The sequence below is a fragment of the Mesorhizobium sp. WSM4904 genome (assembly GCF_029674545.1).
Taxonomy (GTDB): domain Bacteria; phylum Pseudomonadota; class Alphaproteobacteria; order Rhizobiales; family Rhizobiaceae; genus Mesorhizobium.
This window is the reverse complement of record NZ_CP121354.1, coordinates 5,978,719-5,997,329: the sequence shown is the minus strand read 5'-3', so window position 1 is coordinate 5,997,329 and position 18,611 is coordinate 5,978,719. Positions and strand designations below refer to the sequence as shown.

The following is an 18,611-nucleotide window of genomic DNA, read 5'->3' as shown; positions in this document are numbered from 1 at the left end:
CTCCTACCAGCAGACGAAGCCGCCATCGACGATCAGGTCGATGCCGGTGACGAAACTTGCGGCGCGGCTCGCCAGGAACACCGTCGGTCCGATCATCTCCTCGGGCGTCGCCATGCGGCCCATCGGCGTGTCGCGCTCGAAGATCTTGACCTGCTCGGCGACCTCCGGCCGCTTGTTCATCGGCGTCAGCGTGTAGCCCGGACTCACCACGTTGACGCGCAGACCGCGATCGGCCCACTCCATGGCGAGGCTCTTCGACATGTGGATCACGGCTGCCTTGGAGGAATTGTAATGCGCCTGCGTCAGGCCGCGGTTGACGATCGAGCCGGACATCGAGGCGATGTTGATGATCGAGCCCTTGCGGCGCGGCAGCATGGCGCGCGCCTCGGCCTGGCACGAGAGAAAGACGCCGCTGACATTGACGTCGTAGATCTTCTGCCATTTTTCCATCGGCAGCGTCTCGGCGGGGTCGGCCCCCGCGACGCCGGCATTGTTGACGGCGATCGTCAGCGCGCCGAGTTCCTTTTCCATGCGGTCGATCGCGGCCGACAGGTCGTTTTCGGACGTCACCGTGCCGGTCAGCACCAGCGCCTTGCGGCCGAGCGCCCTGATTTTGGCGGCCGTCTCTTCCAGTCCGCCCTTCGAGCTATGGCCGAAACAGGCGACGTCGGCGCCGGCTTCCGCGAGCCCGATGGCGATCGCCTGGCCGATGCCGCTGCCGGCGCCGGTCACCAGCGCCACGTCGCCATGAAGATCGAAAAGTTTGGTCATTGGTTCCTCTCCTCCCTGCTCTCCCGGAACAAAGGGCGCCAACTCTTTGTTGGCGCCCCGCGCGGTCCGGTGCTTGGGAGGGTATCACCTGATGCGCTTTGTTCCGATTCCGCGGGTTGCTTTTTCTCGTGCCTCAGCTCGTGGCGAGCTCCATGACGGCGACATTGCTTGCTTCGTCGCGATCGAGGATGCCGCGCTGGCGGCCGCGGCTCAGCACAAGCACGCGGTGCGAGAGTCCCAGCACTTCCTCGAGGTCCGAGCTCACCACCACCACCGCCATGCCAGAGCGGGCGAGGTCGGCGATGACGTCGTAGATCGCCGCGCGCGCGCCGACGTCGATGCCGCGCGTCGGCTCGTCGAGGATGAACACCTTGGGCGGCCGCGACACCCATTTGGCGATGATCACCTTCTGCTGGTTGCCACCCGAAAGCTTGCCGACTGCCTGGTTCGGCCGTCCCTTGACGCCAAGCCTGGAGATACCGGCCTCGGCGAACCTCTGCACCGCCTTCGGAAACACCCAGCCCTTCGGCGCGACATGGTCGAAATTGCCGATAGCGAGGTTCTCGCCGATCGTCTGTTCCAGCACGACGCCTTGCGCCTTGCGGTCCTCCGGCACCAGTACGACGCCGGCCTTGATCGCGGCCGCCGGGCCGCTGAGATGGATCGGCTGGCCGGCGACGCGCACCGAGCCGGACGAGATCGGATCGGCGCCGGCGATCGCCCGCACCAGCTCCGTGCGGCCGGCGCCGATGAGCCCGGCAATGCCGAGAATCTCGCCTGATTTCACCGCGAAGGAAACGTTGTTGAAGCTGCGCTCCGGCGACGACAGGTTCTCGACCTCGAGCAATGTCTTGTCGCCGGGTGGCGAGAGCTTCGGGAACATGCGCTCGACGCTGCGCCCGACCATCTGTTCCACCACGGTGCGCACCGGGATATCGGCGCGCTCGTGCCGGGCGACGATGCGGCCGTCGCGCATCACCACCACGCGGTCGGCGATCTGCGCGATCTCGTCGAGGCGGTGGCTGATATAGATGAAGGACATGCCTTCGGCCTTGAGCTTGCGGATCTGCTTGAACAGCAGCTCCGTCTCCTCGCCGCCGAGGGCCGCGGTCGGCTCGTCGAGGATCAAAAGCTCCGCGTTCAGCGTCAGCGCCTTGGCGATCTCGACCTGCTGTTGGGCGGCGACGCGCAGCGTGCGCACCTTGCGCTCGGGCGAGACGTCGAGGCCGAGGCGCTTCAACTGCGTCGAGGCCTTGGCGTTCATGGTCGCGCGGTCGATGCGGCCGCCGCGCATCGGCAGGCGCCCGACATAGACGTTCTCCGCCACCGACAGGTCCGGCAGCAGCTTCAGTTCCTGATGGATCATGCCGACCCCGGCCTCGATGGCAGCGGCGGGATTGGCGGGGGAATAGGGCTTCCCCCGCCAGATGATGGTACCGGCATCGGGCCTGGTCGAGCCGGCGATGATGTTGGACACCGTCGACTTGCCGGCGCCGTTCTCGCCGAGCAGCGCCACGACTTCGCCCGGCCGCACCTCGAAGCTCGCATCGGCCAGGACCTGCACCGGTCCGTAGCTTTTGCAGAGTCCGTTGACGAAGAGCCCGTTATGCGGGCTTCCGCCATTGTGGGGATCAAGGGACATCGTGGCGCTCTTCAGGTCTCGGCTAGCTAGCCCTCAGGGATGCTTCTCGATGAACTGTGCGACATTGTCCTTGGTGGTCAGCGTCGCGTCCTGCAGCTGGTCGGCGGGCAGCTTGTCGCCGGCCACGAGCTTGACCGCCGAATCGACGGCGAGCCGGCCCATGCCCTGGGTCTGCTGCGTCGCGGTTACGTCGAACACGCCATCCTTCAGCGCCTTCAATGCCGCCACATCGCCGTCGAAGCCGGCGATCCAGACCTTGTGGTCCGGATTGGCGACCTTCACCGCCTGCGCGGCGCCCAACGCCAACGCATCGGCCTGGCCGAAGATGATCGAGACGTTCGGGTGGGCCTGCAGCAGGTCCTGCGCCAGCTTGAAGCCTTCGTCCTGATGCCATTGGTCGCTCCAGAGCTCGCCGACCACCTTGATGTCCGGATAGGCCTTCAGCGCTTCGCCGCAGCCCTTGGAGCGGTCGACTTCCGGCGTCGTGCCCTTCTGGCCATGGATGATGACCATCTCGCCCTTGCCGCCGGCCTGCTTGGCGATGTAGTCGCACACGCCCTTGGCGGAGTTGACGCTGTCGGTGGCGATGAAGGTGTCGCCGGGCGCGCCGTCGGCGTTGCGGTCGACATTGACCACCGGGATGCCGGCGGCCTTCGCGGTCTTGGTCGGCACGGTGGCTGCGGTGGCGCCGGCCGGGATGTAGATCAGCGCGTCGATGTTCTGCGTGACGAGGTCCTGCACCTGGCTGACCTGCGTTGCCGAGTCGCCCTTGGCGTCGACGGTGATGACCTCGATGCCCTTCTCCTTGGCGTAGGCTTCGACCGACTGCTTGATCTGGTTGAAGAAGTCCGCCTGCAGATTGGCGACGGCCAGCCCGAGCTTCTTGGCGTCCTTGGCCGAGGCGGCGTCGGACAGGCCGAGCAGCGGGACGATGGCCGCGGCCGCAAGCAGCAGTGAACGTTTGGTCAGCATGTTTTTCCTCCGTTGGTGTTCAATCTGTCCGCCTGCGCATCGCGGCGCCCCCGGCCGGACAGTCCCAGTCTCGGATCGACCGATCCGTTTCGCCCGGACATCCGGGCGAATCCCTATTGCCTGCGGCGCCGCCAGGTATCGGTGGCGACCGCCAGCGCGATCACAACGCCGATCACCACCTGCTGGATGAAGGGCGAGACGCCGAGCAGGTTGAGCCCGTTGCGCAGCACGCCGATGATCAGCACGCCGATCGCCGTGCCGCCGATAGAGCCGATGCCGCCTGACAGGCTGGCGCCGCCGATCACCACCGCGGCGATCGTGTCGAGCTCGTAGCCGACGCCCGAGCTTGGCTGCACCGAATCGAGCCTGGCCGCGAGCACGATGCCGGCGAGCCCCGCCAGCAGTCCGCAGATCGCATAGACCCAGTTGGTGAGCGACTTCACCGGGATGCCGGAGAGGCGGGCGACCTCGGCGCTGCCGCCGATGGCGTAGAGGTTGCGGCCGGTGGCGCGATAGTTGAGGAAGATGGCGAAGATGATCGCCAGCACGATCATCAGCCCGACGGTGACCGACAGGAAACCGAAATGGCGCACGATCGACAGGTTGGTGAACCAGTCGGGAAAGCCGACGATCTGCGAACCGTCGGTGATCATGTTGGCAAGGCCGCGCGCCACCGACATCATGGCGAGCGTCGCGATGAAGGGCGGCAGTTTCGTCACCGTCACCAGCAGGCCCGAGACGAGACCGCAGAGGGCGGCGACGACGAGCGCGGCCGCGATGCCTACCGGGACGCCGAGATTGAGATAGTCGGGGTAGGCGACGTAGCCCATCACCATGGAGGCCAGCGCCAGCACCGAGCCGACCGAAAGGTCGATGCCGCCGATCAGGATCACCAGCGTCATGCCGATCGCCATGATGCCGAGCACGGTCACCTGGTCGAGCACGTTCAAGATGTTGCGAAAGGTGAGGAAGGTGTCGGTGGTCAGCGCCAGCGCCAGGCACAAAAGCACCAGCCCGATCAGCGGTCCCATCGTTCCGGCAAACAGCGCCGAAAGCTTCGCACCGGAAGCGGCCTGCGCGGCGCCGGTGCCAGCCTTCAACTCGCTCGTCTCGTTGCTCACGGCCACTTCGTCTCCTCCGTCAGCGGGCTGGCGTGCCTCGCCGTCCGCTCTTGTTCACCAGGCATCCTCCCTTGTGAACAATTTATCTTTGATATGCAATTTTGTTCAGCTAAAACGTTCATCAGAAAATTGTCAAGTGCTGCGACGCATTCGGCGGCGGTTTGCGCGGACCGACGGTTTGTCATAGGGAAAGTCGAGCGCACCCGGGAGGCATAAGGATGGCGGTGATCGAGAACGAGAAGGCTTCGCGCTTTCCGGATGCCGAGCTCAAGGCCCGCGCCGCCTGGCATTATTATGTCGAGGGCCTGACGCAGGAGCGGATCTCGGAGATTCTCGGCATCGGTCGCATCAAGGTGCATCGCATCCTGTCGGCCGCGCGCGAGGAAGGCGTGGTCCAGTTCCGCATCCGCGACAGCGTCGTCGAATGTGTGCAACTGGAGGAAAGCCTGAAGCAGCGCTTCGGTCTCAGCCAGGCCGTGGTCGTGCCGTCGGCCGCCGATCGCAGCAATGCGCCACTGATGATCGGCCACGCCGCCGCCGCCTATCTGGCCGACAACGTCAATCCCGGCGACGTCATTGCGCTGGGCTGGGGCCGCACTCTGAAATTCGCCATCAACGAACTGCCCAGGCGACCGATCGCCAGGACCACGGTGGTCTCGATGCTCGGCGGCCTCACACACGCGCAGCCCCTCAACCCGACCGAGAGCGCCTGGGAATTCGCCGAAAAGATCGGCGCCGAATGCTACCTTTTGCCGGTGCCGGTCTATGCCGACAGGCCGGAGCAGCGCGATGCCTTCATGAGCCAGCGCAGCGTCCAGGACGTCGTCTTCCGGGCGCGGCGCGCCAACATCGCCGTGCTCAGCGTCGGTTCCTTCTCCAGCGACAGCCCGATCGCCAATTACGGCTTCATCAAGCCGAGCGAGCTCGAGGAATTGCAGGCGGCTGGCGCGGTTGGCGACATCCTCTGCCACTTCATCGACGCCGAGGGCCGCATCGTCGACCATGAGGTCAATCGCCGCGTCTGCGCCTATCCGCTGCAGGACCTTTCCGACATTCCGACCACCATCCTGGTGTCGGGCGGACAGGAGAAGATCGCCGTCATGCGCGCTGCGCTCGCCAATGCGGCGGTCTCGGTGCTGATCACCGATGAGGACGCGGCCAAGGGGCTGCTCAGCCGCTGAAATTCATTGGATCAGAAGCTGCAGATCTTGGGGCGCTGCCCGTAGGACCAGTCCTTCAACGGCACCGGCTTGAACCTGCCCTTGACAGGCTTGCCGTCTTCCAGATCCCTGGAAGCCGTAGCCTTGCCGGTGAGGTAGTTGACGTCGCAATCACCGATCGTCGTCTCGACGGTTCCGTCCGATTTCTGGATGTTCCAGTCCCAGTTGCGGCTGTAGCCGCCGACCAGGAACTTTCCCTTGCGATAGACGACGGTCAACGTGTCTTCCGTCGATTTGCTGGCACCGCAACCGAAGCAGGAAGTGATTGCCAGCGAACCCCTGCCTTTGCTTTCGAGATCGAGAATTCGGTCCTCGGTCAGCGCCTTCCGCATGAAATCGGGTTTTCGCGGGGGATCGAGCTTTTCCTCGGCCATCGCCAGATAGATGTAGAGGTCGGCGGGACCGCCATCGTCCTGCATCACCGCCGCACGGTCCATCCTGCCATCCTGGTCGATGTCGAGCGTGAGCTCGAATGCCGACCTGTCGCCGGCAAGCGCCGGAGCGGGCATCGCCGCAAGGGTGGCAATCAAGGGCAAGGCAGCATGATGAAAAACCGTCTTCATGAGCAATCGTCCGGCGTGCCAGGCAACCTAGCATCGGCCGGATCACGCGCAAATGACGTTGCTCACATTCAGGCCGAGCTTAGCCGCGCGTGAATGTCGCGCGTCGCGTGATAGAGGTCGCGGTAGATCGCCTTGCGGGCGCGGTAGGCAGGCACCAGCGCCTCGACCGGATCGACCTGTCTTGCCGGTTGTGCCGCCATCGCCTTTGCCGCGTCTTCCGGCGAGGCGAACCAGCCGATCGCCGAGGCTGCCAGCATGGCGGCACCCAGCGCCGCCGCCTCGTTGACCGGCGAGACGAAGAGCGGCCGCTCGAGCACGCTCGCCATGATCTGCATCAGCAGCGTGGAATTGGTGCCGCCGCCGGCCGCGACCATCGCGCCGGCCTTGCCGGTCTGCTCTTCCATCGCATCGGTGGCGATGGCCTGTTCCAGCGCGATGCCTTCCAGCACCGCGCGGAAGAGGTGCTTCGGCTCGTGGTCGAGCGACAGGCCGACGATCGCGCCGCGCGCGGCACCGTCCCAATAGGGGCTCATGACGCCGGCCCAATAGGGCATGACGAGCAGGCCGTCGCTGCCGGGGGCAACGGTCATCGCCGCCTTTTCGAGCACGGCCGCCGAAGGCGCGCCGGTGGTGCGCACGATCCAGTCGACCAACTGCATGCCGGAGCGCAGCACCGTTTCCAGCATGAAGCCCGAGCCGGTCGGCGAAACCAGCGTGCGGAACGCGTCCGATGTCGTCACCGTGCCGGAATAGTTTCCGCTGACGACGCCGGAACCGAGCGAGAGATAGCTTTTGCCGGGACCGTAAACCCCCATGCCGAGGCCCATCGCCTGGCCGTCGCCAGCACCCGCCACGACCGGCGTGCCGGCCCCCAGACCGGTCGTCGATGCCGTGCTTTCGGAAAGCGTGCCGCAGACCGCGCCTGGCGCTGTCAGTTCCGGCAATTGCTCCGCACGCAGGCCTGCCGCTTCGACCAGCCGCGGATGCCAGGCGCCGTGCGCGATGTCGAGCAGGCCGAGCGGATCGGCACTTGCCGTGCTGGTGACGAGGCGCCCGGTCAGCCGGTGGACGAAGAAGGCCTGTACGTCGACAAGCGCTGCCGCATTGGTGAGCGCCTGCGGCTTGTGTTCCATCAGCCAGGCAAGGGCGTAGAGCGCCGGCGTCGGGTCCGGCGGCTTGCCGCTCCAGTCGCGGATCGCCTCGCGGCCGAGCTCCTCCGAAAGCCGCGCCACCTGGCGGCGGGCGCGTTCGTCGAGCCACAATATGGCGGGGATGAGCGGCTTGCCGTCGCTGTCGATCAGCGTGAAGGTCTCGCGCTGGTGAGCGATCGCGATCGCCTTGACGCGCGCCGCGCCGACCTTGGCGGCGACCTGCCTCAGCGCCGACAGCAGCGCCGTCCACCAGTGCTCGGCGTCCTGCTCGAAATGGCCGGGCACCGGATTGGACAGCGGGTAGGTCTCGCGTGCCTGGAAGGATTCCGCGCCGTCGCGCGCGAAAGCGATCGCCTTCACGGCCGTCGTCGAGGCGTCGATCCCGATTACGACATCGTCCATCAGGCGGGATTCCGGAATGCTAATACATGTTGCGCAAAGTGTGCCGCGGTTTTCAGCGCAACGCGCTTTAGGCCGCGTTGGTTACGAACCGCCCGTCCGACTGGTCGAGACGACGGCGGATCTGGGTTATCACCATCGAATCGTCGGGTACACAATTTTCATAGGTCAGGAAGTCGCCGGCTTTGATCGGCTTCACCACCTTGGCGCGTTCTGCAAGCCCGATCGGCAACACGCCCTTGGCGCGCGCGTCTTCCCAGGTCATGGCGAAGCCGCGATAGTCGTTCTCGCCGATCATGCCGAGCGACTGCCCGGTGCCGAGATTGGTCTTGGCGACCGCCACCGCCTCCGCCACCGGATGGTCGAGAGGCTCCATGTCGGCGCGCCTGTAGACCACGGCCCGCGCTGCCGACAGCGGGACCTCGAGGCTGGTGAGATGATAGGGACGGAAGATCGTGAAATAGGGGCCCTTGCCGACCTTGAGGTCGATCATGCGCTCCAGGACCCGCGGATGCTTGGTTTCGATGATGCAGAACACGCCGGGCGCGACACCCTTGCCGATCGAATAGTCGACCACGCCCTTGCGGTGCAGCACGCCGCCGTCCTCGCGCGGGCAGAGCACGCTGGCCAGTTCCTCCAGCGTCGCCGTCGGGCCATGCATGCCCGGCACGTCGGGCACCAGGCCGGTGGCGTTGGCGATGGCCACCATCTCGATCGCCGTCTTCGAGCCGTCGACGAACTCGACCAGCATGCGCGCATTCATGTTGCGCTCGGCCGCTTCCTTCTCGTAATCGGCCGGCACCGCGTCGATGTTCAGCGGATTGTTCTTGCCCTTGCCGGCGGCAACGATATTGAAGCCGAGGCTCTTGGCAAAGCCGATGATCTCCAGCGTGCAAGCCGGCTCGTCGCCGGCAGCACCGGTGTAGACGACGCCGGCCTTGCGCGCCTCTTCCTTCAGGAAGCGGCCTATAGTGATGTCGGCCTCGACATTGAGCATGACGATATGCTTGCCGTTCTTCATCACTTCGAGCGCGAACAGCGTGCCGATATTGGGATTGCCGGTGGCGTCGATGATGACGTCGATGCGGCCGGCGGCTGCGAGCGCATGCAGGTCCTCGGTGACGGCGATCTTGCCGGCCTCGATGGCGCGGTCGATGGCTGCCGCGTTGCTTGCCTGCACGATGTCGGAGCGGTCATGGCCGGCAAGAAGTGCCGCTTCGATCGCCGCCTGTGGCCGGACTTCCGAAATGGCGCCGATGCGCATGCCGGGCATAAGTGCTACCTGAACGACGATGTCCGTTCCCATCTGCCCGGCGCCGGCGAGACCGATCGTGATCGGCCCTTGTTTCTCAGCACGCTGCAGGAGTTCCGCTGCGAATTGCGGATGGGACATGTCGCTTCCTCCACTCATTGGCGCGCCGCCGCGCCGCGATCATCGTTTGAACATTCCTATTTCTATTTGAAAAATATTTCAACCCGCCATTTGAGTCCTGCCCGGGGGAAATCACTTCGATGTCGGCGGGGACAGCGCCCCCTCGGTCCCGCCGGACATCTCCCCCACAAGGACCCACAAGGGGGAGATCGGCTGTCGCGGCAGCTTTCGCTATCTTTCGATGCGCAGGAAGGGGCGGAGCGCCCAAGCTGCCAATCTCACCTCCAAGTGGGGGAGATGTCCGGCAGGACAGAGGGGGGCGCGAAGGAATGCTGCGGACGCTAAATAGGACTCAAAAATAGCCATCCGAAGCGGCCGTAGCCTCTTTCGGGATCTCCACCCCGTCGACGAGAATCTTGTCGACCAGCTCGTGATGAAAACACACCAGCCCCTTGATGCGCTCGGCCTCGTGCACCGGCTCGGGATAATACCAGACGAGGTTCTCGTGCCGCTTCTTTGGCGTCGTCACATGGTAGTAGTTGGAGATGCCCTTGTAGGGGCAGCGCGAGATGTAGCGGCTGGGCGTGAACATATCGAGCCGCGTGTCCGAGATCGGCAGATAGTGGCGCACCGGATGGCCGGTCTCGAACAGGAAGACGCCGCGCCGTGAGTCGGCGACCTGCTCGCCGTCGAGGATCACCTGCACGCGCCGCGAGGAGGGCAGGCAGTCAACGCGCCGGAACGGATCGCGGGCATGGACGAAGATCTCCTCGTCCTCCTCCCACCAATGCGTCATCTTCGGCCAGTAGAAGGATATGTAGTCCGCAATCGGCGGGCAGCCTTTGACCGGATCGAGATAACGCCAGGCGCCATCCTCGACCAGCGTGATGCCGGTGTTCAGCGAATAATGCGTCGCGGTGCCTTTGAATGGGTCCTCCGTCGTCGTCCTGCTCGGCAGCAGGAACTCCTCGCGCACGTCGCTCATCGGGAAGTAGTAGACCGGCAGATGGTCGCTCTCATAAAACACCAGCCCTTTGGTGGTGTCGGCGACGATCATCGGCCCGACCTGCACGCGCAGCCGCTTGGGCGAGGGCATGGTGAAGGCGACATAGCCCGGTTCGAACTCATATTGCACGATACTGTCAAGCAGCGGGAAATGCGGCCCGCGGCCGCGCAAATGAGGCTTGCGAATGGTCGTCGTCCTTTCCTCGTCGTTCGCGGCCAAGCTCTTGCGCGCGATCATGATCAGCCTATCGATACCCGGTCGAGCAGCAGGCCGGCGGCGATCGGCGGCAGGCCGCCGACATTCTTGCGCACCGGCACCAAGAGGTCCGGGAAATAGCTAAAGATCACCGGCGTCTCGTCGAGCAGCAGCTTTTGGATATCGGACGCGGCCTTGCGCTGTGAATCGAGATCGAGCGCCTTGAGATAGCCGGTGACCAGCCCGTCATAGGCGGTGTTCTTGAAATGCGCCGCGTTCCAGGGGCCGTCGCTGACCAGCGGGCTTTTCAGGAACACATTCGGCACGCTGCGATGCGCGTAGTCGGTGATGCCGAGCGGGCTATCCAGCCAGTCCGACTGGCCGAACACCGCCTTGCCGTAATATTTGTCCTGGTCCTCGATGTTGAGCGAGATGCGCGCGCCGATCTCCTTGGCGAAGTTCTGGAAGAGCTGCGCGTAGCCCGGAATGTCGGAATAGCGCAGCGTCGTCAGCGTCATGTCGAAGCCGTTCGCGAGGCCTGCTGCTTCGATCAGCTGCTTGGCCTTGGCGATGTCCTGCGTGCGCTGCGCCACCGACTTGTCGGTAGCGGGGAAGGCCGGCGCGAACGGGCTGTCATTGCCGGTGGCCGCCATGCCGCGGCAGAGCCCGTCGACCAGCTTGGAGCGGTCGATGCACAAGGCCAGCGCCTGGCGCACCCGCTTGTCGGTGAAGGGGGCCATGTCGCAGCGCATGTGGAGCTGGCGATGCGCGGTCGAGGCGACGCGAAGCACGGTGATGTCCGGATTGCCGAGCACCACCTGGCTGACGTCGAGCGGGATGGCGTCGAGCACGTCGACCTCGCCCGCCTGCAGCGCCAGGATACGCGGCTGCACGTCGGCGTAGAATTTGAACTCCAGCCGGTCGGGCAGCGCCTTCTCGCCCCAGTAATCGGGATTGCGCACAAAGCTCGCGCCGACCTTCGGCGTATAGCTTTCGAGCCGGAACGGGCCGGTGCCTTCAAAGGTCTTCTCGTAGTCGCCCTTGTAGCTCGCCGGCAGGATGACGGCGTTGTAATTGTCGATCGACACCGAATAGGGGAAGCTGCCGTTCGGCGCGTCGAGATGGAACTCGACGGTGTGGTCGTCGACCTTGCGCGTGCTGCCCTTCGACAGCAGGCCCTTGAATACCGACAGCGCATTGGATGCGCCGTTCGGATCGGCGAGCCGGTTGAAGGTCGCCACCACGTCGTCAGCCTTGAAGTCTTCGCCATTGTGGAATTTCACGCCCTTGCGCAGCTTGAAGGTCCACACGCTGCCGTCGGCATTGGGCGACCAGCTTTCCGCCAGCACCGGTTTCAGCGTGAGGTCCGGCTGCGTCACGCACAGGAATTCGGCCGTCTGGAAGACGAGCTGGTAGCTGCCGCTGTCATAGAAAGTCACCGGGTCGATGGCGCCGCCGGGCACGGCGACGCCTGCACGCACCGTGCCGCCCGGCTTGCCTTCGGCACGCGCTTCAGGAGCGCCAAGTCCGACCGCCGAGGCGATGCCGCCGAGGAAGGGCAGCGACAGGCCGAGCACGCTGCCATGGCGCAGGAATTCGCGACGCCCGATCCTGCCGGCGAGCAATTCGTCGATAGCGGAATTTTCGATTGCGCTGAGATGTCTGCGAGCGGCGTCGATCGTCCTGAAATGCTTCGGCATGGTTGCATTCCTTGGCTGGCGTGGGGCTTTGTCATCTAGTTCATTGTTGACCGCGACCGAAAAGCGATATTTTTTGATGAAGGCCATCGGAATCTTCGATTGCCGCCGAGCCGAAAGCGAATGCCATGGATACCGAGAATCTGCGCAGTTTCCTGGAGGTCGCGGAGCATGGCAGTTTCACCGTCGCCGCCCACCGGCTGAACCTTGCCCAGTCCACCGTCAGCGCGCGCATTCGCGGCCTGGAAGAGCAGTTGGGGCGCAAGCTGTTCGTCCGCGACAGCGACGGCGTCACGCTGACGCCGGCCGGCCGGCAGTTCCTGCCGCATGCCTCCACGATCACCCGCACCTGGGAGCAGTCGCGCCAGGATATCGCGGTTCCCGATGGCTACGAGACGCTGCTGAGGCTCACCGCTCCCGCCTATCTCTGGGACAGCATCACCTCGCCCTGGATCGACTGGATGCGGGCGAAGCGGCCGAACGTGGCGCTCAGGCTGGAAGGCAGCTTTCCGGATCTCGCGATCGACCAGATGGCCGAGGGCCTGCTCGACATCTGCATCCTCTATCTGCCCAAGCCTCATCCCGGCATCGTCTATGAGACATTGGCCGTCGATCAGGTGGTGCTCGTCCAGCATACGGCGCAGGCCGGGCCGTGGACACAGAATTACATCCTGATGGACTGGGGGCTGGAATTCCGCGTCGAGCACGACCGCGCCTTCGCCGGCATGGTGAAGCCGGCGATCTCGGCCGGGCTGGTGTTCATCGGCCTGCAGCATGTGCTGTCGCAACGGGCGGCCGCCTATCTGCCGCTGAGCGCCGTCAGCGCTCACATCGAGCGCGGCGAGTTGCGGCGCGTCGAGGACACGCCGGTGTTCCAGCGCCCGATTTACCTCGCATACCCGGAGAACCAGGCCTCGTCAGACACGCTGAATGTCGCGCTGGCAGGATTGCGAGGCTTGGCGCTGAACCTGACGACGGGCCAGGGGTTTGCCGAAGGCGACCGCGCCTTCAGCATGGCGGATCGGGCGTCAGCCTGATCTTTGTTACTCACGCCGGCTTGGCTGCTGCAAGCCCGGGCGTTTGCTCTGCCCAGGACAACAACGCATCCAGCGCCGGGCAGAGCGCCTGCCCCCATTCCGTAAGACAATACTCCACTTTGGGTGGCACCTGATGGTGGACGATGCGGCGCACGATGCCGTCGCTTTCCATTTGCCGAAGCTGCTGGATCAGCATCTTCTGCGACACGGCGGGAATCGCGCGCTCAAGGTCCGAAAACCGCAGGACCTGGCCTCCGAACAGGTGAAACAGGATCGTCAGTTTCCACCGGCCTTCGAGAAGCTTTAGGGCTTTCTCGACGCCCTCCGCCGCCGTTTCGCGGGTATGGCCGTGCGACTTACTTTCCGGTGGGTACCTTACTTTTCTGTCGGTTCTTGTCATTTCGACAGAATAGGGCGATCTAGATGGAGACACAACAAGATCAGGGGAATTGCCATGTCGGTCGCCCTGCCTGGGCCGATCGGGGCCTATTTTGCTGCCGATCGGAACGATTTCGATGTCGCCTTTTGCTTTACCGAAAACGCTGTCGTCGTGGACGAGCGGCAAATCCACTTGGGCCGCGAAGCCATACGCCGGTGGCGCGCGGAAGCTTCGAGGAAATACAGCTATGTCGCGGAGCCGCTTGCGGTAAGTGATGTGAACGGTCAGACCATGGTGACGGCACGACTGAGCGGGAACTTTCCCGGTAGTCCGGTCGATCTGCGTTACGCATTCGTCCTTGAGAAGGATCAGATCGCGCGGCTGGAGATCACGCTGTGAGCTTCGATCTTGGCCTCGGCGGAACACGCGCTCTGGTGACCGGTGGGACAAGGGGGATTGGGGCGGCCGTTGTCGACGCGCTCCACCAGGCGGGCGCGCGCGTCGTGACGACAGCGCGCAACGCACCGGCAATCTCGTCCCGGAATGTCAACTATATCGCCGCCGACATGACGACGGCCGAAGGCTGCGCCAAGGTGGTTGGAGGCGTGCTCGATCTGTTTGGCGGCGTGGACATCATCGTCCATGTGGTGGGCGGTTCATCCGCGCCGCCGGGCGGCTTTGCCGTCTTGGATGATGCGGAGTGGTTCAGGGAACTGGACCGCAACTTGATGCCGGCCGTCCGGGTGGACCGGGCGCTCCTGCCCGGCATGGTGGCGCAAGGGGCCGGCGTAGTCGTGCATGTCACCTCCATCCAAAGCCGCCTGCCGCTTCCGCAATCCACGACTGCCTACGCGGCCGTCAAAGCCGCTCTTTCGACCTACAGCAAGAGCTTGTCGAAAGAGGTCACGCCGAAAGGTGTTCGAGTGCTTCGGGTTTCACCCGGTTGGGTGGAGACGGAGGCTTCGGTTGCGCTGGCCACCCGACTGGCCACGCAGGCAGGCACCGATTACGAGGGCGGCAAGCAGATCATCATGGATGCGCTGGGTGGCATTCCGCTCGGCCGGCCGGCCAAACCGTCGGAGGTCGCCAATTTGATTGCCTTCGTGGTTTCCCCGCGTGCTGGAGCGGTGTCGGGCGCCGAATTCATCATCGATGGCGGCACCGTGCCGACCGTATAGTGCATCGTGCTCGCACGCGGCCCCGCCGCAGCCTGGCCGATTGCTCCTCACGCCGGTTGGGGGGCGATCGGTTTCGGCTTCTGCAGCCGTGCCAATTCCGCAAAAGGAATGTGGCAGCGGATCGTGTGCCCCGGTTCGGCCTCCGTCAGCTCCGGCTCCTGCGTCTCGCAGATCGCGCCGATCTTGCGCGGGCAGCGCGTGTGGAAGACGCAGCCTGTCGGCGGGTTGGCCGCGCTCGGGATTTCGCCGTCGAGGCGGATGCGCGAGTTCTCCGTCCGGTCGAGTTTAGGCACGGCCGACAGCAGCGCCTCGGTATAGGGGTGATGCGGGCCGGAGAAGACTGCTTCCGACGGCCCGAACTCCATGATGCGGCCGAGATAGAGCACCGCGATCTTGTCGGACAGATAACGCACCACGCCGAGGTCGTGCGAGATGAAGATGTAGCTGACATCCTGCTTCGACTGCAGGTCGGCGAGCAGGTTGAGGATCGCCGCCTGCACCGAGACGTCGAGTGCCGAGGTCGGCTCGTCGCAGACGACGATGCGCGGATCGCCGGCGAAGGCGCGCGCGATCGCCACGCGCTGCTTCAGCCCGCCCGAAAGCTGCCGCGGCTTGACCGCGAGATGGCGGTCGGTGAGGCGCACCGAGCGGACAAGCTCTTCGAGCCGCGTGTCCAGCGTCTTGCCGGTGAGCCCGCCAAGCCGCTTCAAGGCGCGGCTGAGGATGTGCCGGATCGAATGCGAACGGTTGAGCGCCGAGTCCGGGTTCTGGAAGACGATCTGCACCGCCTTGACCTGGTCTTCCGAGCGGCTGGCGAGCCGCGGCGCCAATTCTCTGCCTTCGAGCTCGATGCTGCCGCCGTCGTCCGGCGAGACGAGGCCGAGCAAAAGCCTCGCGAAGGTGGTCTTGCCGCTGCCGGATTCGCCGACCAGCCCTAGCGTCTCGCCGGGCCTCAGGCTGACCGAGACGTCCTTCACCGCCCGCAGCGGACGGCCATGGCTGGCATAGGTCTTGTTCAGCCCCTCGACCCGCAGCACGGGTGGCGCCTGCTTGGGCGCCACGGCAGGAACCTCGGCGGGCGTGGCGCGCGGCAGCGACTGCGCCTTGTCGTGATAGTGGCAGCGCGACAGCCGGCCTTCACCCAGATCGTAAAGCGGCGGCGGCTCGCTGCGGCAGCGCTCCGTTGCCAGCGCGCAGCGGTCGGCGAAGGCGCAGCCGACGATATTGGCGCCGATGCCGGGCAGGAAGCCGGGGATGGTGTCGAGCCGGCCCTGGTCCTTGCGCTGGCCTCCGCGCGGCAGGCAGCGCAGCAGCGCCACCGTGTAGGGATGGCGCGGGTCGTTGAACACGTCCTTGGTCGAGCCTTCCTCGACCAGCATGCCGGCATAGAGCACGCCGACCCGGTCGCACATGTTGGAGACGACGGCGAGGTTGTGGCTGATGAACAGGATCGATGCCGACAGCTCCCTTCTCAGTTGGGCGATCAGGTCGAGCACTTCGGCTTCGACCGTCGCGTCGAGGCCGGTCGTCGGCTCGTCGAGGATCAGCATCGATGGGTCGTTGGCCAAGGCCATGGCGATCGCCACGCGCTGCTGCATGCCGCCGGACAACTGGTGCGGATAGCGCTGCATGACGCTCACCGGATCGGAGATGCGCACAAGGTTCAGCATCGCGATCGCCTTGTCGCCCGCCGCCTGTCCCGAGATGCCGGCAAGCTCGAAGATCTCGGTCAGTTGCCGTCCGATGCGCAGCGACGGGTTCAACGCCTTGCCGGGATCCTGGTAGACCATCGACACGCTTTCCGCGCGGGCGCGCCGCAGCGCCTCGGCGTCGAGCTTCATCACATCCTTGCCGTCGAGCGCGATCGAGCCGCCGGTGATCGAGCCGTTGCGCGGCAGGTAGCGCACCACCGACAGCGCCGCGGTGGATTTGCCGCAGCCGGATTCGCCGACCAGTCCGTAGGCTTCGCCGCGGCCGATGGTGAAGCTGACATTGCGCAGCACCGCCCGGTTGCGGCCGCCGACGCGATAGGCGACCGAGAGATCGTTGAGCTCGAGCGCGTTCGTGTCAGTCATTGAACGCTCCATGGACGCCGTCGGCCACCAGGTTGACGCCGATCACCAGCGAGGCGATCGCCAGCGCATCGAACAGCACGGTCCACCAGAAGCCGCCGCCGATCATGCCGTAATTGCTGGAGATCGAGAGCCCCCAGTCGGGCGAGGGCGGCTGGATGCCGAAGCCCATGAAGGAGAGCGTGGCGACGGCGAAGATGGCGTAGCCGAGCCGCACCGTCGTCTCGACCAGGATCGGCGGGATGACGTTGGGCAGGATCTCGACGAACATGGTATGCAGCGCGCCCTCGTGGCGCAGCTTTGCCGCCGCGACATAGTCGAGCTCGCGTTCGGCGAGCACCGCCGAGCGCACGGTGCGGGCGATGATCGGCGCGAAGCTCAGGCCGATGACGACGATGACGGTGATCTTCGAGGTGCCCAGCGCGACGATGGCGAGCAGCGCGATGATCACGACCGGGATCGCCATGAAGGCTTCGAGGACACGGCTGACGATATCGTCGACGATGCCGCGGAAATAGCCGATCAGCAGGCCGAGCGCGGTGCCGGCGACGGTCGCGAGCAAGGTGGCCAAAGGCGCCACGGTCAGGATATCGCGCGAGCCGACGATGACGCGCGAGAAGACGTCGCGGCCGATCTGGTCGGTGCCGAACCAGTGCTCGGCCGAGGGCGGCGCCAGCGCGTTGATGATGTCGTCGGCAAGCGGGTCGTAAGGCACGAAATGCTCGCCGAACAGCGCGCAGACGATCCAGAACAGGACAATGCCGAGCCCGGTCAGGAAGGTGCCGGACCGCAACAGCGAGTGCAGCACCTCGCCCCAGGGGCCGCGCCGTGAAGCGGCGTCGGGTGCGGGAACGTTCGCAGGAGTGTCCGTCGCGCTCATTGCTCTGCTCCCAGCCGGATGCGCGGATTGAGCACGGAATAGAGGAAGTCGGCGACCAAAGTAGCCACAGCATAGACGATGCCGATGGTGAGGATGCCGGCCTCGAGCATCGGGAAATCCTTGCCGCGCGCGGCGGTGAAGATCAGCGAGCCGATGCCCTGGTAGCGGAACAGGGTCTCGATCACGACCAGCCCTCCGATCAGATAGCCGGTCTGCGTGGCGATGACGGTGATGGTCGGTAGCAGCGCATTGCGCAGCACATGCCGCCAGATCACCGTGCGCCACGGCAGGCCCTTCAGCACGGCGGTGCGCGTATAGTCGGAATCGAGCGCCTCGATCATGCCGGACCGCGCCATGCGCGCGATATAGCCGAACAGCACCAGAAACAGCGGCAGCGACGGCAGGATGAGATAATAGAGCTGGGTGAAGAAGCCGGCGCTTTTCGGCCAGGCCGCGGCGATCGGCAGCCAGCGCAGCCATACGCCGAAGATCAGGATCAGGATGATGCCGGTGACGAATTCCGGCAGCACCGTCACCGACAGGCCGCCGAGGCTGATGATGCGGTCGAGCGGCCGGTTGAGGTTGAGCGCGGCGATGACGCCGCCGAGGATGCCGATCGGCACCACCAGCACGAAGGCGACGAGCGCCAGCTTCATCGAATTGCCGAGCGCGTCGACGACGAAGGGCGCCACCGGCGCGCGGAAAATGTAGGACGTGCCCATGTCGCCATGCAGGAAATTCCAGATCCAGCTGCCGTATTGGACGAGCAGCGGCCGGTCGACGCCGAGCGAGTGGTCGAGCGCGTCGACGGCGCGCTGATCGGCGAACGGTCCGAGGATGGCGCGCCCGACATTGCCGGGCAGCACCTGGCCGCCGAGGAACACCATGACGCTGAGCAGGAACAGCGTGATGAGCGACAGGGCGAGGCGCCGGACGAGGAAAGCGAGGATGGCGAA

At 65.2% G+C, this 18,611-nt stretch carries 17 protein-coding genes; 4 read left to right on the top strand and 13 right to left on the bottom strand.

Translation table 11 applies throughout. The features are described 5' to 3' along the window. Positions 1-3: 3 nt before the first annotated feature. The 4 genes from QAZ47_RS29145 to QAZ47_RS29130 all read right to left on the bottom strand — a co-directional run bounded on the left by QAZ47_RS29145 (position 4) and on the right by QAZ47_RS29130 (position 4,416). Positions 4-771: an SDR family oxidoreductase gene (locus QAZ47_RS29145; protein ID WP_278231676.1), complete on the bottom strand. Its 768-nt coding sequence runs from the start codon at positions 769-771 to the stop codon at positions 4-6. 133 nt (positions 772-904) lie between these two features. After that, on the bottom strand, positions 905-2,413 hold the full coding sequence (locus tag QAZ47_RS29140) for a sugar ABC transporter ATP-binding protein (RefSeq protein ID WP_278204385.1): 1,509 nt from the start codon (positions 2,411-2,413) through the stop codon (positions 905-907). Positions 2,414-2,446: 33 nt separating this feature from the next. Further along, positions 2,447-3,385 carry a sugar ABC transporter substrate-binding protein gene (locus QAZ47_RS29135; RefSeq protein ID WP_278204384.1) on the bottom strand — a complete coding sequence of 313 codons (939 nt, stop codon included), beginning with the start codon at positions 3,383-3,385 and terminating at the stop codon, positions 2,447-2,449. 113 nt (positions 3,386-3,498) lie between these two features. After that, on the bottom strand, positions 3,499-4,416 hold the full coding sequence (locus QAZ47_RS29130) for an ABC transporter permease (RefSeq protein ID WP_278233907.1): 918 nt from the start codon (positions 4,414-4,416) through the stop codon (positions 3,499-3,501). 308 nt (positions 4,417-4,724) lie between these two features. On the opposite strand from QAZ47_RS29130, the gene QAZ47_RS29125 reads away from it, so the two are divergent. Next, positions 4,725-5,687 (top strand): sugar-binding transcriptional regulator, encoded by a 963-nt coding sequence (locus QAZ47_RS29125; protein ID WP_278204383.1) that lies wholly within the window; start codon positions 4,725-4,727, stop codon positions 5,685-5,687. Positions 5,688-5,698: 11 nt separating this feature from the next. On the opposite strand, the gene QAZ47_RS29120 is transcribed toward QAZ47_RS29125, so the two are convergent. The 5 genes from QAZ47_RS29120 to QAZ47_RS29100 all read right to left on the bottom strand — a co-directional run bounded on the left by QAZ47_RS29120 (position 5,699) and on the right by QAZ47_RS29100 (position 12,112). After that, the gene (locus tag QAZ47_RS29120; RefSeq protein ID WP_278231675.1) at positions 5,699-6,289 is read right to left on the bottom strand and encodes a hypothetical protein; all 591 of its coding nucleotides are present in this window, start codon (positions 6,287-6,289) and stop codon (positions 5,699-5,701) included. 68 nt (positions 6,290-6,357) lie between these two features. Next, positions 6,358-7,842 (bottom strand): FGGY family carbohydrate kinase, encoded by a 1,485-nt coding sequence (locus tag QAZ47_RS29115; protein ID WP_278231674.1) that lies wholly within the window; start codon positions 7,840-7,842, stop codon positions 6,358-6,360. Positions 7,843-7,909: 67 nt separating this feature from the next. After that, entirely contained in the window at positions 7,910-9,232 is a 1,323-nt protein-coding gene (locus QAZ47_RS29110) for a homoserine dehydrogenase (protein WP_278231673.1), read from the bottom strand. Between the two features lie 331 nt (positions 9,233-9,563). Further along, positions 9,564-10,454, bottom strand: coding sequence for a DUF427 domain-containing protein (locus QAZ47_RS29105; protein ID WP_278204380.1), 891 nt, complete (start codon positions 10,452-10,454; stop codon positions 9,564-9,566). Positions 10,455-10,456: 2 nt separating this feature from the next. After that, positions 10,457-12,112, bottom strand: coding sequence for an ABC transporter substrate-binding protein (locus tag QAZ47_RS29100; RefSeq protein WP_278231672.1), 1,656 nt, complete (start codon positions 12,110-12,112; stop codon positions 10,457-10,459). 125 nt (positions 12,113-12,237) lie between these two features. On the opposite strand from QAZ47_RS29100, the gene QAZ47_RS29095 reads away from it, so the two are divergent. Continuing rightward, positions 12,238-13,146, top strand: a complete 909-nt coding sequence (locus QAZ47_RS29095; RefSeq protein ID WP_278231671.1) for a LysR family transcriptional regulator — start codon at positions 12,238-12,240, stop codon at positions 13,144-13,146. Positions 13,147-13,156: 10 nt separating this feature from the next. Here QAZ47_RS29095 and QAZ47_RS29090 read toward each other — a convergent pair whose 3' ends face one another. Continuing rightward, complete coding sequence (locus QAZ47_RS29090; RefSeq protein WP_278204377.1) at positions 13,157-13,546, bottom strand: helix-turn-helix domain-containing protein; 390 nt, start codon at positions 13,544-13,546, stop codon at positions 13,157-13,159. Between the two features lie 54 nt (positions 13,547-13,600). Between QAZ47_RS29090 and QAZ47_RS29085 the strand changes: the two genes are divergently transcribed. Next, entirely contained in the window at positions 13,601-13,924 is a 324-nt protein-coding gene (locus QAZ47_RS29085) for a nuclear transport factor 2 family protein (RefSeq protein WP_278231670.1), read from the top strand. After that, positions 13,921-14,703, top strand: coding sequence for an SDR family oxidoreductase (locus QAZ47_RS29080; protein ID WP_278231669.1), 783 nt, complete (start codon positions 13,921-13,923; stop codon positions 14,701-14,703). Before QAZ47_RS29085 ends, QAZ47_RS29080 begins: the two co-directional genes overlap by 4 nt. Before the next feature lie 47 nt (positions 14,704-14,750). Here QAZ47_RS29080 and QAZ47_RS29075 read toward each other — a convergent pair whose 3' ends face one another. The 3 genes from QAZ47_RS29075 to QAZ47_RS29065 are packed head-to-tail and all read right to left on the bottom strand — an operon-like array spanning position 14,751 to position 18,605. Further along, positions 14,751-16,778, bottom strand: coding sequence for an ABC transporter ATP-binding protein (locus tag QAZ47_RS29075; RefSeq protein ID WP_278231668.1), 2,028 nt, complete (start codon positions 16,776-16,778; stop codon positions 14,751-14,753). Beyond that, positions 16,771-17,655: an ABC transporter permease gene (locus QAZ47_RS29070; RefSeq protein ID WP_278204373.1), complete on the bottom strand. Its 885-nt coding sequence runs from the start codon at positions 17,653-17,655 to the stop codon at positions 16,771-16,773. Before QAZ47_RS29070 ends, QAZ47_RS29075 begins: the two co-directional genes overlap by 8 nt. Continuing rightward, positions 17,652-18,605, bottom strand: coding sequence for an ABC transporter permease (locus tag QAZ47_RS29065; RefSeq protein ID WP_278233906.1), 954 nt, complete (start codon positions 18,603-18,605; stop codon positions 17,652-17,654). Before QAZ47_RS29065 ends, QAZ47_RS29070 begins: the two co-directional genes overlap by 4 nt. Positions 18,606-18,611 lie beyond the last annotated feature (6 nt).

What these genes read in the sequence shown, in the direction of transcription:
- QAZ47_RS29145 (WP_278231676.1), bottom strand. Translation starts at nt 771, where the DNA reads ATGACCAAACTTTTCGATCTTCATGGCGACGTGGCGCTGGTGACCGGC.
- QAZ47_RS29140 (WP_278204385.1), bottom strand. Translation starts at nt 2,413, where the DNA reads ATGTCCCTTGATCCCCACAATGGCGGAAGCCCGCATAACGGGCTCTTC.
- QAZ47_RS29135 (WP_278204384.1), bottom strand. Translation starts at nt 3,385, where the DNA reads ATGCTGACCAAACGTTCACTGCTGCTTGCGGCCGCGGCCATCGTCCCG.
- QAZ47_RS29130 (WP_278233907.1), bottom strand. Translation starts at nt 4,416, where the DNA reads ATGGGACCGCTGATCGGGCTGGTGCTTTTGTGCCTGGCGCTGGCGCTG.
- QAZ47_RS29125 (WP_278204383.1), top strand. Translation starts at nt 4,725, where the DNA reads ATGGCGGTGATCGAGAACGAGAAGGCTTCGCGCTTTCCGGATGCCGAG.
- QAZ47_RS29120 (WP_278231675.1), bottom strand. Translation starts at nt 6,289, where the DNA reads ATGAAGACGGTTTTTCATCATGCTGCCTTGCCCTTGATTGCCACCCTT.
- QAZ47_RS29115 (WP_278231674.1), bottom strand. Translation starts at nt 7,842, where the DNA reads ATGGACGATGTCGTAATCGGGATCGACGCCTCGACGACGGCCGTGAAG.
- QAZ47_RS29110 (WP_278231673.1), bottom strand. Translation starts at nt 9,232, where the DNA reads ATGTCCCATCCGCAATTCGCAGCGGAACTCCTGCAGCGTGCTGAGAAA.
- QAZ47_RS29105 (WP_278204380.1), bottom strand. Translation starts at nt 10,454, where the DNA reads ATGATCGCGCGCAAGAGCTTGGCCGCGAACGACGAGGAAAGGACGACG.
- QAZ47_RS29100 (WP_278231672.1), bottom strand. Translation starts at nt 12,112, where the DNA reads ATGCCGAAGCATTTCAGGACGATCGACGCCGCTCGCAGACATCTCAGC.
- QAZ47_RS29095 (WP_278231671.1), top strand. Translation starts at nt 12,238, where the DNA reads ATGGATACCGAGAATCTGCGCAGTTTCCTGGAGGTCGCGGAGCATGGC.
- QAZ47_RS29090 (WP_278204377.1), bottom strand. Translation starts at nt 13,546, where the DNA reads ATGACAAGAACCGACAGAAAAGTAAGGTACCCACCGGAAAGTAAGTCG.
- QAZ47_RS29085 (WP_278231670.1), top strand. Translation starts at nt 13,601, where the DNA reads ATGTCGGTCGCCCTGCCTGGGCCGATCGGGGCCTATTTTGCTGCCGAT.
- QAZ47_RS29075 (WP_278231668.1), bottom strand. Translation starts at nt 16,778, where the DNA reads ATGACTGACACGAACGCGCTCGAGCTCAACGATCTCTCGGTCGCCTAT.
- QAZ47_RS29070 (WP_278204373.1), bottom strand. Translation starts at nt 17,655, where the DNA reads ATGAGCGCGACGGACACTCCTGCGAACGTTCCCGCACCCGACGCCGCT.